The sequence below is a fragment of the Kitasatospora papulosa genome (assembly GCF_000717245.1).
In the GTDB taxonomy this organism is placed as follows: Bacteria; Actinomycetota; Actinomycetes; order Streptomycetales; family Streptomycetaceae; genus Streptomyces; species Streptomyces papulosus.
In genome coordinates this window covers 253,544-267,519 of the sequence record NZ_JNYQ01000012.1, presented here as the reverse complement: position 1 = coordinate 267,519, position 13,976 = coordinate 253,544, and the positions used below count along the sequence as shown (strand labels likewise).

Sequence of the window (13,976 nt, the reverse complement as noted above, 5' to 3'; positions counted from 1 at the left end):
TCACCGTACCTCCTGGAACGGGTCGTCGGGGCGCGGGCGCGGAGGAGGCGGGATCACAGCTCGATCAGGACCTTGCCCCGGTTGGCCGCATGCCCGGCGTAGAGGCTGGCGTAGGCGGCGGGGATGCTGTCGAAGCCGTGGTGCAGCGTGTGGTCGCAGACGACCTCGCCGCGCCGGACCCGGCCGCCCAGCTCGTCGTGCAGGTCCCGCCAGTTCTCCTCGGTGAACCATTCCGGGGAGAAGATGCCGCGGACGGTGGCGCGCGGGAACATCAGGTACGGCAGCAGCCGGGGGCCGGTGTGCTCGTTGCCCACCTGGGTCGCCCACTGCCAGCAGACCGCCACCTGGGCACCGACGTTGAGCAGGGGGAACACGGCGTCGGTGACGGTGCCGCCGAGGTTGTCGAAGTACCGGTCCACGCCGTCGGGGGCTGCCTGCGCCAGGGCGTCGCGGACGGTGCCGGCCTCGTCCCCGTGCCGGTGGACGATCACCGCGTCGAAGCCGAGCGCGGTGAGGTGATCGGCCTTCTCCGGGGAGGAGGTGGTGCCCACGACCCGGGCGCCCTCGAGCGAGGCGAGCTGGCCGACGAGGGCACCGACCGCACCGGAGGCCCCGCTGACGACGAAGGTGGCGCCGGGGCTGATCGTCATGTACTTGGTGAGGGTCCCCCAGGCGGTCATGCCGGGGCCGCCCATCACGCTGAGGGCGGTGGGCAGCGGCAGGGCGTCGTCGTACCATCCGGGGTCGAGTCTGCGGAACTCCGGGAAGACCATGGGGAAGGTGCCGGTCTGCCAGGGTTCGGCCGCCCCGGTGGAGATCACATGGGTGCGCCAGCCGCCGAAGCCCTGGACGAGGTCGCCGACGCGGTGGGCGGCGGCCGGTCCCGCCTCCACCACCTCCATGATGGAGTCGGCGCCCATGTGCCCGCCCAGGGGTGTGTCGAGGGCGATGCCCTGAAGGTAGGGGTCGACGGAGACGTAGCGGGTGCGCAGGAGCATCTCGTCGGGGGCGAGCGCCACGTCGACGTCCTCGACGACCTTCTGGTAGATCCGGTCCACGTCGGGGACGCCTTCGACGTGTTCACGGACCACCCATTTGGCGATCTTCATGACTTCCTCTCCGTCGGTGCGGCGGGGCGGCCGGGCACGGGGATGACGCGGTGGGTCGGCGGGGGTGCGGTGAGGTCGAGGGACGCGGTGAAGGGTCTGCCGTCGTCGCGGCAGACGAACTGCATGACGTGGCGGCCGGCGGCGGCGGCCCGGATGAGGCCGCCGGTGGTGGCCCAGACCCCGGACTGGTAGAAGTCACGGAGTCCGGGGAGCCCCGGGCCGTGCTTCTTGACCAGCTTCTCGAGGGTCTCGCCGCTCTCGACGAAGGGCTGCCAGCCCAGGACGGTGCCGTCGTGGTTGCCGGTGTAGCGGACCTGGGTGAGAGGGCTGGAGACGTCGCGGACGACGACGGCGTCCCGCAGGCCGGGGTGTCGCCGGTCCAGGAAGCCGACGAGCGCCTCGCGGGCCCGGCGTTTCGCGGCGTAGTAGCCACGCCCGTGCCGTACGGGCAGGGTGTGCAGTTCCTGGCCGCCGCGGGTGCGGGTGACCTGTTCGGGGCCTTCGTCCAGGGCCCGCCAGGGGGCAATGTCGCAGAAGTAGGTCGCGTAGACGACGGCGGTGCCGTGCGGGGACAGCTCGGGGTAGTGGCGGCTGCGGAACTGCACGTTGATGCTCGGGTGGCGGATGCCGGTCAGCTCGGCCGCCATGGCGTCGTCGAGGAGGTACGTGGTGCAGGGGTCGCCCTCGGGGAAGGGGCGGGAGAGGCCGAGGAAGAGGGTGAAGTAGCCGGGGAAGACCATGCCGGGTTCGTGGATGGTCTCGGTGTAGAGACGGCGGTAGTCCTCGCCGAGATACGCGCCGTCGAGGAACTTCATGGCCGTGGTGTATCCGTCGCAGGCCGACACGACGATGTCGGCGCGCAGCTCGCCGCCGTCGCTGAGCCGGACACCCACCGCCCGGTCGTCCTCGACGATCACCGACTCGACCTTCGTGTTGTAGGAGACCTCGCCGCCGAGCCGCCGGTAGCGTGCCTCGATCGACTCGGCGAGCCCGAGGGAGCCGCCTTCGGGGACGCCGGCGGAGAGGTTGGCGTGCGAGGCGAGCTGGAAGTGGAACGGGAGGACGGGGAAGGCCGGGTGCTTCTCGTACAGGATGAAGTTGAACGCCTCGCGCAGCAGCGGGTCCTCGAACCTCGCCGAGAAGTCGCTCATCAGGACGCTGATCGTGGTGCGGACGGAGTTGAAGTAGGGCAGGAACGAGGCCAGCATCCGCCAGCGCTCCCTGCGTCCCATCAGCCCGACGGGCTTGAGGAACGGGTAGACGGCGAGCGCCTTGCGGAAGCTGCGCAGCTGCCGGCAGAAGGTCCGCACCAGCCGGGCGTCGGCGGGTGAGAGGGCGATGAGGTGGGCTTCGAGCCGGTCCGGGTCGGAATAGAAGTGGACGGCCCTCCCGTCGGTGCCGCGCACGATGTTGAAGACGTCGAAATGGCGGATCTCCTTGCCCTGGAGGGCCCCGAGCTCCAGCCAGATCTGGTGCATCTCGTTGCCGGGGCCGCTGCCGAGGAGCCAGCTCACACAGGCGTCCAGGGTGAAGCCGCCGCGCTCCCAGGCGGTGCAGCAGCCGCCGGGCATCTCGTGCATCTCCAGGATGCGGGTCCGGTAGCCGTTCATCTGGGCGTAGCAGCCGGTGGAGAGGCCGCCGAGACCGGCCCCGATGATGATCATCGTCTCCCGGGCCCCGGCGCCGCCCGGCCGGGATCGGCTGGTGTCACGGCTCATGACTCCTCGCTCCCCCGGGCCGACCACCGGTCGAGCTGGGGCAGGTGGCCCAGCTTCCCCGGGTGCCACGGCTCGGCGCCCTTGCTCTCCCAGGCCCGGAACTCCAGCCCGAGTTCGCGGCAGAGGTACTGGACGGCGAAGCGGCCGGTGGAGGCCGCGCGGATGAGACCTCCCATGCCGATCCACTGGCCGGCCATGGAGAAGCCGTCGAGGCCCGGAAGCCGCATCCGGTCCTTGCCGACGAGCCGGGCCGCGACGTCGTCGGCCTCCGAGAACGCCTTCCAGGCGAGGATGGAGCCGCCCAGGTTGCCGGTGTAGCGGTGGGTCGTGGCGGGGGTGGCGACTTCCATGACGTCGATGCGGTCGGCGATGCCGGGGGTGCGGCGTTCCAGGAAGTCCCGTACGAAGTCGGCGACTTCGCGCTTGCGTCGGCGGTACTCCTTGCGGTTGCGGGTGCGCAGGTCCTTCCAGTGGGCGTAGTCGCTGAAGTAGGTGCAGTGCAGGACGGAGTGGCCCGGCGGGGCGAAGCCGCCGCTGTAGCGGGAGCGCGCCTGGACGACGAGGCTGTCCTGGAGCGCGCCGGGCAGGTGGTCCGCGTCGTCCGGGCCGAGGAGGTGGGTGGTGCTGTGCGCCTCGTCGGGATCCAGGTCGCCGCGCAGACCGACGAAGGCGGAGACGACGGCCGGGAAGAGGGTGCCCGGGCGGTGCAGGAGGTCGGTGTACAGCTTGTCGATCCGGGGGCCCGTGTACCGGCCGCCGAGGAGACCGTAGACGGTGGTGTGGCCGTCGCAGGCGGAGACAACGTGTTCGGCGAAGTACCGGTTGCCGTTGCGGAGTTCGATGCCGACCGCCCGGTCGTTCTCGACCAGGATCCGTTCGGTGCGGGCCCGGTAGGTGACCGTGCCGCCGAGGCTGCGGTAGCGCTCCTCGACGGAGCGGGCGAGTCCGAGCGAACCACCCTGCGGGAAGCCGGCGTTGCCGTGGTGGGCGGCGGCCATGTTGAAGAGGTACGGCAGCAGCGGGAAGCCTCCCGGGTCCTGGAAGAAGATGTTGCGGAACGCCTTGCGCAGCAGCGGGTCCTCGAACCGGTCGGCGAAGACGTGCATCGGGGTGGCGGCGGTCCGCCAGAAGAGCCGGAAGGCGGGGAGCACCGTGCGCAGGGTCCCGGCCCTCTCGCGTACGGTCCGCAGGGCGGGCGCGGTCAGGAACGGGTACAGCTCGATGTCGATGAAGCGGCGCAGGTCCCGGGTGAAGGCCCGGATGTGGGGGGCGTCGGCGGGTGAGAGCTCGAGGAGGTGGGTCTCCAGCCGGCCGGGGTCGTTGTAGAAGGTGACCGACCGGCCGTGTTCGTCCTCGACCTTGTTGAACAGCTCGAAGTTGGTCACCGACTTGCCGTCCAGTGCGCCGAGTTCGCTCCACACCTGGTGGGCGTCGTTGCCGGGGGCGGTGCCGATGAGCCACTCGATGCAGTAGTCGAAGAGGTATCCCTCGCGCGACCAGGCGGTGCAGCAGCCGCCGGGCAGCACGTGCTTCTCGAAGATGCGGGTCCTGGCGCCGCTCATCTGGGCGTAGCAGCCGGTGGAGAGGCCGGCCACGCCCGCGCCGATGACGATGACGCGGGGCGGTGTGCCGGGGGCACGCTCCCTGCTGGTCCAGTCGCTCCGGCCGTCATCCGCCATGGGCTGCGTCTCCCTTCAGGACGGAGCGCACCAGCTCTGCGTTGCGGCGCAGGTGCTTGGCGTCGAGCATGTCGGCGTGGCGGCCGGAACCGCGGAGTGCGGCAGTGGCGGTGGTGGAGCTGCCGTGCCAGGTGCCCCGTTCCCCGGCGGCGTAGAGGGTGGCCTTGTCCTCGTCGGTGATCACGGTCACGGTCGCGGTGACGGTGCCGGTGTTGGGGGTGCGTCCGCAGAAGGCGAGGTACTCGGCGGCGTGGGCGAGGGTCTCCTGGGTGACGGCCTCGGACCCGGTGTGTCTGCGCAGGTGCTCGGCGAGTTCGCTCTCGAACGCGGCGATGCCGGTGGCGTCCGGTTCGTAGGCGGTGAGGATGCGGCGGGAGTCGAGGATGACGACGTGGGCGACGCGGCGGCCCCGGCGCTCCAGCTCCTTGGCGGTCTCGAAGGCCAGGTTGCCGCCGAGGGAGTAGCCCAGGAGCAGGCAGGCGCCTTCGGGCTGGGCCGCCTCGATCAGGTCGGCGTACCGGGCGGTCTTGTCGTCGCCCGGGAGGTAGTTGAAGCCGATGACGGTGTGGTCGGGGAGGTGGGTGGCCAGGCCCCGGTAGACGAGGCCGTGGCCACCGGCCGGCGGGAAGCAGAAGAGGGCGGAGTGCTGTCCCGGGTTGAAGGTGAGGCAGGGCAGTTCGTCGGTGCCGGTGCTGTGCAGGACGTCCTCGACGGTGGCGGCCATGCCGTGCAGGGTGGTGCCTTGGTAGAGCCTGCTGACGGGGACGCCGACGCCGAATTCGGTGCGCAGGTGGTGGAGGAGTTCGATGAGTTTGACCGAGCTGCCGCCGAGCTCGAAGAAGTCGTCCTCCAGACCGACCCTTTCGCACCCCAGGAGGGTCTTCCAGTGCCGGGCGACCCCGATTTCGTACAGGGTCGCCGGTTCCTCGTGGGGCCGGTCCCCCGCTTCGGCCCGGGGCGCGGGCAGGGCGGCCGTGTCGACCTTGCCGTTGGCCGTCAGTGGCAGGGCGGGCAGTTCGACGTAGTGGGACGGGATCATGTACGAGGGCAGCGAGCGGGCCAGGTGGCGGCGCAGGGCCCGGACGTCCAGGGCGGCGCCGGGTTCGGGCACGCAGTAGGCGCAGAGCGCCGCCTCTCCCCCGGTGTCGGTGCGTACGGTGACCACGGCCCGGGCGAGCGGGGGCCACTGGGCGAGGTGGGCCTCGACCTCACCGATCTCGATGCGGTGACCGCGCAGTTTGACCTGGCCGTCGGTCCGGCCGAGCAGGTGGACCCGGCCGCGGGTGTCCCAGCGGGCGATGTCGCCGGTGCGGTAGAGGCGTTCGGGGCGGGCGCCTGTGTCGCGGGCAAGGGTCCGGGTGACGAAGCGCTCCCCGGTCTGCCCGGGGTCCCCGGCGTAACCGAGGGCGACGCCGGGGCCGCCGATCCAGAGCTCGCCGGGCACTCCGGGCGGGACCGGCTCGCCGTGGAGGTCGAGGACGTGGAGGGTGCTGTCGGGGAGGGGCCGGCCGATGGGGACCATGGCGCCCGGTTCCAGGTCGTCGACGGGCCCTTCGAACCAGGCGCTGTCGATGGTGGCCTCGGTGAGGCCGTAGGAGTTGACGAGGCGGGTGCCGGGTCCGCACAGCCCGGCCAGTCGGCGGTACTCCCCCACGCTCCATGCGTCCGAGCCGACCACCAGCAGCCGCAGGAAGTCGAGTGTCAGTCCTTCCCGCGCGCAGTGGTCCATCAGGCCGCGGACGACGGCGGGGACGAACTCGGCACAGTCGACCTGTTCCTGACGCATGGTGCGGTGGAGTCGGGTGGTGTCGAAGAGGAGGTCACGGTCGACCAGGACGAGGGTGCCGCCCGAGCACAGGGCGCGCACCAGATCGCCGGTGAACACGTCGAAGGACGGCTCGGCCATCTGGAGGTGCACCCGCACGTCGGTATCCAGCCGGTACACCTGCCGCCAGGCCGCGTATGCGGAGGCGAGGTTGTGGTGGCTGACGCGGACGGCCTTCGGACGGCCGGTGGAGCCCGAGGTGGTGATGACGTAGGCGGGCGAGTCGGGGCCGGTCGCTGCCACCGGTCCGTGCGGGTGGGGGGCGGTGCGGGCGAGGGCGGCGAGGGTCAGTACCGGGACGGTGAGTGCCCCGGTCCGCTCCGGCACGGTGTCGTCCGCGACGACGACGAGGTCCGCGCCGGTGGCCGGCACGAGGTGGGCGAGCCGGTCGGCGGGATGGTCGGGCCTCAGCGGGAGGTAGGCGGCCCCGGCCCTGAGCACGGCCAGCAGGACGACGATCAGCTCGGGCGACTTCTCCAGGCACAGCACGACCACGGAGCCCTCGCCGACTCCGAGCGTACGCAGCCGGGCGGCGGTGTCGTCGGCCCGCCGGTCCAGCTCCGCGTAGGTCAGCCGGTGCGCCTCACCCGACCGGGACGGCGTGCTCACCGCGACGGCGGTGGGGTGCGCGGCGGCGATGCGGCCGATCAGTGTCTGGACCGGGGTGAAGGGCTCGCCCCCGTCGGATCCGGTGAGCGGCAGATCCGGGCGGCTCCACTCCTCGATGAGCTGTGCCCTCTCCCGGCCGCCGAGCATCTCCAGCCGCGAGGTGGGCCGCTCGCCCGGCGCGCGGGTCATCCGGTCGAGGAGCCGGGTGTAGTGGGCGGCCATGCGGCGCATGGTCTCCGGGAGGAAGAGGTCGGTGTTGTACTTGAGCACGCAGTGGAAGCGGCCCTCCGCCTCGTCCTCGTAGGCGGACAAGGTCACGTCGAACTGACCCTCCTCCTCGGGGAGTTCGATGTACTCGAGGCGGTAGCCGTACTGCTCGGCGGCCACCTTGTGGGTCAGCAGGATGAACATCGCCTGGAAGACCGCGGAGCGGCTGGGGTCGTGCTGGAGGCCCAGCTGCTCGACGAGGAGGACGAAGGGGTACTCCTGGTTGTCCAGGCCGCCCAGCACGGTCCGGCGGACCTGCTGCAGCAGTTCGGCGACGGTCGGGTCCTCGGACAGGTCGGCGTGGAGCGGCAGCGGGTTAACGAAGTAGCCGTAGACGGAGGCGAAGTCCTGCCGGGTACGGCCGGTCACCGGACTGCCGACGACGATGTGCTCCTGCCCGGAGTAGCGGTGCAGCAGGAGGTAGTAGGCGCTGAGCAGCACCATGAAAGGGGTGACTCCGTGGGTACGGGCCAGGGCGTGGACACGGGCGCTGAGCCCGGCGTCGAGGACGAAGAACTCGGAGGCCCCGTTGTGGGTCTGGACCGACGGACGGGGCTTGTCGACGGGGAGGTCCAGGAGCGGGACCTCGGCCGGCAGATGGGAGCGCCAGTAGTCGAGCATGCCCGCCGCCTCCGGCCCGGCCAGGAACGCGTTCTGCTGGTTGAGGAAGTCGAGGTAGCGGGCCTCGACGGGCGGCAGCCGGGGTTCCTGGTTGCGGCGCAACGCCTCGTACACCGCGAGGAGTTCGTCGATGAAGGTGAAGGTGGAGATGGCATCGGAGACGATGTGGTGGACGGCCTTCATGATGATCCAGCGGTCGGGGCCCCGCTTGAAGAGGCGGAACCGGACCAGCGGGTCCCGGGCGAGGTCGTAGGGCTTGCGGTACTCCTGGACGATCGTCGCGTGGATGCTCTCCCAGTCCTCGCCCTGGACGTCGAAGAGGGCGAGGTCGTTCGGACCGTCCTCGAAGACCCGCTGCACGGCCTGCCCGTCCACCAGGCTGAAGTTGGTGCGCAACGCCGGGTGCCGGGCGATGAGGCGTCTGACGGCCTCGAACATCAGGTCCGGTTCGAGGGCGACGTCGACCTGGACGGCTCCGCCGATGTTGTAGGCGTGACCGTCGGGGTTGAGGTGCTTGAGGAACCAGAGCGCCTTCTGGTTCTGCGTCAGCGGGTAGGTCCGTTCGTCCGTGTGGAGTTCGACCGCTCCGGCCTCCCCTCCGGGACCGTCGGCCCAGGCCAGGGCGCTGAGCCCGTCGTGGAGCTGGGTGGCGAGTTCCCCGGCGGGGGAACCGCTGAGCAGGGCGACCAGGGGCAGGGCGACGCCGAGTTCGGCGTGGACGCGGGCCCGCAGCTCCATGGCGAGGAGCGAGTCCAGGCCCAGTTCACCGAGACCGGCGGCGGGGTCGATGCGGTCGGCGCCGGTGCGCAGCACGGTGGCGGCGAGTGCGGCGAACCGCTCGGCGACCAGGGCGCGGCGGGTCTGCGGGTCCGCGGCGCGGAAGCTGTCGAGGAAGCCGTTGCCGGAGACGGCGTCGCGGGGCGGGGACGCGGCTGCCGCGAGGTCGGCGACCAGGGGTGGCGGGGACGGGTACCAGGCGAGGAAGGCGGGCCAGTCGACGACGGTGGCGACGACGAGCTGGGCGTGGTCCTGACCGATGACGCGTTCCAGGACGGCCATGCCGGCGTCGGGTGACAGCGAGCTCATGCCCCGGCTGTGCAGATAGTGGTCGACCAGGCCGAGCTCCTCGATCATCCCGGTGGCCCAGGGACCCCAGTCGAGGCTGAGCCCGGGCAGCCCCTGGGCCCGGCGGTGGTGGGCGAGGGCGTCGAGGAAGGCGTTGCCGGCGGCGTAGTTGGTCTGGCCGGCCGTGGTCAGCAAGGAGGCGATCGAGGCGAAGAGCACGAAGTGGTCGAGGGGTTCGTCCCGCAGGTGCCGGTGCAGGAGGTGGGCTCCGACGGTCTTGGGGTCGTGGACGGTGTCGAAGGTGTCCCGGTCGAGGTCGGCGACGAGCGTGTCGCGGACCTGGCCGGCCAGGTGGAACACGCCGCGGACCGGCGGCGCCCCGCTGCGCCGGTGGGCGTCGAGCCAGTCGGCCAGCGCGTCCTCCTCGGTGATGTCGAGGGTGGCGAGGACGGGGCGGGCGCCGAGCGCCTCCAGCTCGCGGAGGAGGTGCACGGCCCGGCCCTCGGCGGTGGCGGGGTCGACGGCGGCCCATGCCGCCCGGGGCGGGACGGGGGTGCGCCCGACCAGGACGAGCCTGCGGGCCCCGCGGCGTACCAGGGTGCGGCACAGCAGCCGGCCGAGCGCGCCGAAAGCGCCGGTGACCAGATAGCTGCCGTCGGCCCGTAGCCGCAGCGGCAGCGGCCTGGTCAGCGCCTCCGCGGGGCGCAGGCGGCTGGTGCGGCGGCCGCCGTGGCGCAGGGCGATCTCCTCCTCGTCGTCGCTCAGGGCCTCGGCGAGGAGCGCTTCGGCGTCGGCCCGGTCGCCTTCGGGGCCCTGCTGCCGCCGGGGGTCGAGGTCGACGAGCTTGCCGGGATGTCCGATCAGCTCCTGGTGCCGCAGGACGCGGCCGATACCCCAGGCGGGCGCCCCGAGGGGTTCCGGTCCCTCGCCGGGCAGGGCGGGCTGGGCGCCCCGGGTGACGATGTGCAGGCGGCCTCCGCCGCCCCGTGCCGCCAGCAGGCGGGCGAGCACGACCAGGGAGTAGGCGCCCGCCCCGGTGTGGTCGCGCAGGGTGTCCCGGTCGCACGCGGCGAGGGCGGGGGCGTCGAGGTTCCACAGGTGCAGGACGGTCCCCCGGAAGGGTCCGCCGTCGCGGTCGAGGTCGGCGAGGAGGCGGCGCAGACCGGAGTCTGACGCGGGGTCCACGGTGTACGTCGAGCCGTCGGCGGAGGCGGTGTAGGCGGGGCCCCGGCGCACCAGGCGGCAGCGTTCGCCGCGGGCGGCGGCCAGGGCGGCGAAGGCGTCCGCGACGCCCCCGGTGTCGGCGAGAATCAGCCAGCCGTGGTCCCGCGCGGCTGCGGCGGGGCCGTCACCCGGGTGCGGCAGGCCGGCCGCCCCGGGCGGTTCGTTCCGTACGGTGCCGGGTCCGGGGGCCGCCGGCTCGGCGGCGGTGTCGTGGGCGGGCAGGGGCGGGCAGTCGGTCCAGACGGGTTCGGTGAGCCAGGAGTCGATCGTGGTGCGGGCGACGGCGGTGGCGGCCTTCTCGACGTCGGCGGCTCGGAAGCCCTCCACGCGGCCCAGCGGTGTGCCGTCGTCGGCGTACAGGGCGATGTTGCCCAGGGTGGTGTCCCCGTCGCCGGGGAGCAGGGTGGCGTGGGCCCAGAGGGGCTGGTCGCCGATGGGTTCGAGGGCGACCTCGTCCAGCGAGAGAGGCAGCCTGATCCCGGTCCCCGGGGCGGGACCTTCGAGGACGAGAGGGGTCAGCAGGGTCTGGAAGCAGGCGTCGAGGAGGACGGGGTGGAGGTGGTGGCCCGCTGCGTCGTCGCCGATGGTGCGGGGCGGCCGGATCCGGGACAGGGCCTCCCCCGGGCCGATCCAGACCTCCTCGACGGCCTGGAAGGACGGGCCGTAGTGGTAGCCGAGAGCGGCCAGCGCGGTGTAGCAGTCGGGGCCGTCGAGGTGGCGCAGGGCGCGGGACCGGATCGTGGGGGCGTCGAGCGGCGGGGTGGTGCGGCGGCGTTGCGCGGTGCGGACGACCCCGCCGGCGTGCACGGCACGCTCCCCGTCGTCCCCGGCCGGGGAGGCGATGGTGAAGGCGGCGTTCTCCAGGGAGAGCGACACCTCGACGGTCCGGTCCTCGCCGTCGGGCAGGAAGAGCGCCTTGCGCAGTTCGATGTCGGCGAGGACGGCCGTGGTGCCGCCGGTGAGCCGCAGCACGGCCTGGGCCGCCATCTCCAGGTAGCCGGCGGCGGGGAAGACGACGGTGTCCTGGATGCGGTGGTCGGCGAGGTAGGGCAGGTCCTCGGTGTCCAGGCGGGCCAGCCAGGTGGGTTCCGTGGCGTCGGTACGGCGGCCGAGGAGGGGGTGGTCGCGGTGGCCGAGGCGGACCTGGGCGACCGTGCGGGGCTCGGTCCAGTGGCGGTCGCGACGGAAGGGATGACGGGGCAGGGTGACGGGCCGCCCGGCGGGCTGGAGCAGCTTCCAGTCGACGGGAACGCCGAGGGTGTGGAGCGAGCCGAGGGAGGCCGCGAAGCGTTCGCTCTCGTCCTCCTGGCGGCGGATCGAGGGCAGGACGAGGCCGGAGGTGCCGGTGGTGCCGAGGCATTCGCGGATCGCGTGGCCGAGGACCGGATGGGGGCCGATCTCCAGGAACACGTGGTGACCGTCGGCGGCGATCCGGTCGACCGCCGAGCGGAAGCGCACCCGGTCGCGGACGTTCCTCCACCAGTAGGCGGCATGGAGTTCCGTGCCTCGGGCTGTTCCCTCCATGCCCGTGAGGTACAGCGGGACCTGTGCCGGGTGCGGTTCCAACGGGTCCAGGGTGGCCAGCAGTTCGTCCCTGATCCGTTCCATGCCCACGCTGTGGTAGGGCACTTCCACGGCGAGGAACTTCGCGAACTGCTGTTCTGCCCGCAGCTCTTCCGCCAGCAGGGTCAGGGCTTCCTCATCACCGGCGAGGGTGATCGCGGTGGGGCTGTTGACGGCGGCGACGGAGACCCGGTCGCGGTAGGGGCGGACGCGGCGCTCGGCCTCCTCCTCGGACAGGCTCACCGCGAGCATGGTGCCGGTGCCGGCCAGGGTCTGCTGGAGGCGGCTGCGGTGGACGACGATCCTGGCCGCGTCCCGCAGGGAGTAGACGCCCGCGGCGTGGAAGGCGGCGATCTCGCCGGTGCTGTGGCCGACCACGGCGTCCGGGCGCACCCCGTGCGACCGCCACAGGGCGGCCAGAGCGACCTGGACGGCGAAGTTCGCGGGCTGGGCGAGCCAGGTCTCACTCATCCGGGAGACGGACTCGTCGGCGGTCATCTCCTCCATGAGGGACCAGTCCGCGAACTCCCGCATCGCCCGGTCGCAGGCGGCGACGGCGTCGCGGAAGACCGGTTCCTTCTCGAGCAGCTGGCGGCCCATGCCCCACCACTGCGGGCCCATCCCGGTGAAGACCCAGGCCTGTCTGCGGTCGGCGGCCTCCCGGGCGCGCCCGTGGACGACGCGGGGGTGGGGCTCGCCGCGTTCGTGGGCGGCCAGCCCCTCGTCGAGGGAGTCGCGCGTGGAGTAGACGACGGACAGCCGTTCGGGGAGGTGCTGGCGGCGGTGGGCCAGGGTGTGGCCGAGGTCGTCCAGGGCCACGGCCGGGCCCTCGTCACCCGCGAGTTCACCTCGGATCCCGGCCGCCATCTCCTTGAGGGCGTCCGGGTCGCGGGCGCTGAGCGGCAGGATGCTCCAAGGCCGCGCGACGGGCGGGGCGGTGCGGGATCCGGGCGGGGGCGCCGGGGCCTCCTCCAGGACGACGTGGGCGTTGGTGCCGCCGAATCCGAAGGAGTTCACACCGGCGCGGGCGGGCCCTTCGTGGTCGGGCCATTCGGTGGGCCGGGTGGGGATCTCGTAGGGCAGGGCCGCCTTGTCGATGGCGGGGTTGAGGTTCTCCAGGTTGATGTGGGGCGGGATGGTCCGGTTCTTGAGGCTCAGGACGGTCTTGATCAGGCCCGCGATCCCGGCGGCGGACTCGGTGTGGCCGATGTTCGTCTTGACCGAGCCGACGTAGGCGCGGGCGCCCGGGGCCCGTCCGACAGCCAGCGCGCGGGCCAGGGCGTTCGCCTCGATCGGGTCGCCGACCGGGGTCGAGGTGCCGTGCGCCTCCATGTACTGGAGGTCCCCGGGGGTGATACCCGCCTGGGCGCAGACCCGGAGGATCAGGTCGACCTGGGCGTCGGCGTTGGGCACGGTGATGCCGTTGGTACGGCCGTCCTGGTTGACCCCGCTGCCGAGCACCACCGCGTGGATCCGGTCGCCGTCCCGTACCGCGTCGTCCAGCCGCTTGAGCGCGACCAGGCCGACACCTTCGGCGCGTACGTAACCGTCGGCGGCGGCGTCGAACGTACGGGAACGGCCCTCGGGCGACAGGAACCCGCCCTTCGTCTCGGCGACGGTGTACTGCGGGGCCATGTGCAGCAGGGTTCCGCCGGCCAGGGCGAGGTCGCTCTCCCCGTTGTTCAGCGCCTGGCACGCGAGGTGGACGGCGACCAGGGAGGAACTGCAGGCGGTGTCGACGGACAGGCTCGGGCCGCGGAAGTCGAAGCAGTACGAGATGCGGTTCGACACCATCGTCATCATGGTGCCGGTCGCGGTGTGGGCGGCCAGCGAGGTGAGACCCAGGTCGGCGAACTGAAGGATCTTGTAGTCGAGCGTGAACGCCCCGACGTAGACGGCGACGTTGCCGCCCGCGAGATCGGCGGGCCGCTGGCCGCCGTCCTCCAGGGCTTCCCACGCCACTTCGAGGAGTTTGCGCTGCTGCGGGTCCATGTGATCGGCCTCGCGGGGGCTGATGCCGAAGAACGCGGGGTCGAACTCGTCGAAGCCGTCGATGTATCCGCCACGGCCACCGACGAGGCGTCCCGGTTTGTCGCGGTGCCGGCTGCCGAGCGTCCCCACGTCGTACCGGTCGGGCGGGGTGGGCGTGATGCAGTCCTTGCCCGCCACCAGGTTGCGCCAGAAGGCGCGATGGTCCGAGGCGCCGCCGGGCAGGCGGCAGCCCATCCCGACGATCGCCACCTTGGCCCTGGATGCCCGGTTGTTCGCATCGGACACGTCGAAACTCCTCACGTCG

The 13,976-nt window shown here is 72.3% G+C and carries 4 protein-coding genes; all 4 read right to left on the bottom strand.

Features of this window, described 5'->3' with window-relative positions:
* Nucleotides 1–53: 53 nt before the first annotated feature.
* The 4 genes from IA22_RS0126855 to IA22_RS0126840 are packed head-to-tail and all read right to left on the bottom strand — an operon-like array spanning nt 54 to nt 13,957.
* Entirely contained in the window at nt 54–1,109 is a 1,056-nt protein-coding gene (locus IA22_RS0126855; protein WP_030125106.1) for an MDR family NADP-dependent oxidoreductase, read from the bottom strand.
* Nucleotides 1,106–2,827 carry a phytoene desaturase family protein gene (locus IA22_RS0126850; protein ID WP_030125105.1) on the bottom strand — a complete coding sequence of 574 codons (1,722 nt, stop codon included), beginning with the start codon at nt 2,825–2,827 and terminating at the stop codon, nt 1,106–1,108. Before IA22_RS0126850 ends, IA22_RS0126855 begins: the two co-directional genes overlap by 4 nt.
* On the bottom strand, nt 2,824–4,506 hold the full coding sequence (locus IA22_RS0126845) for a phytoene desaturase family protein (RefSeq protein WP_030125104.1): 1,683 nt from the start codon (nt 4,504–4,506) through the stop codon (nt 2,824–2,826). Before IA22_RS0126845 ends, IA22_RS0126850 begins: the two co-directional genes overlap by 4 nt.
* On the bottom strand, nt 4,496–13,957 hold the full coding sequence (locus IA22_RS0126840; protein WP_030125103.1) for a non-ribosomal peptide synthetase/type I polyketide synthase: 9,462 nt from the start codon (nt 13,955–13,957) through the stop codon (nt 4,496–4,498). The genes IA22_RS0126845 and IA22_RS0126840 overlap by 11 nt, the downstream gene beginning before the upstream one ends.
* Nucleotides 13,958–13,976: the final 19 nt, after the last annotated feature.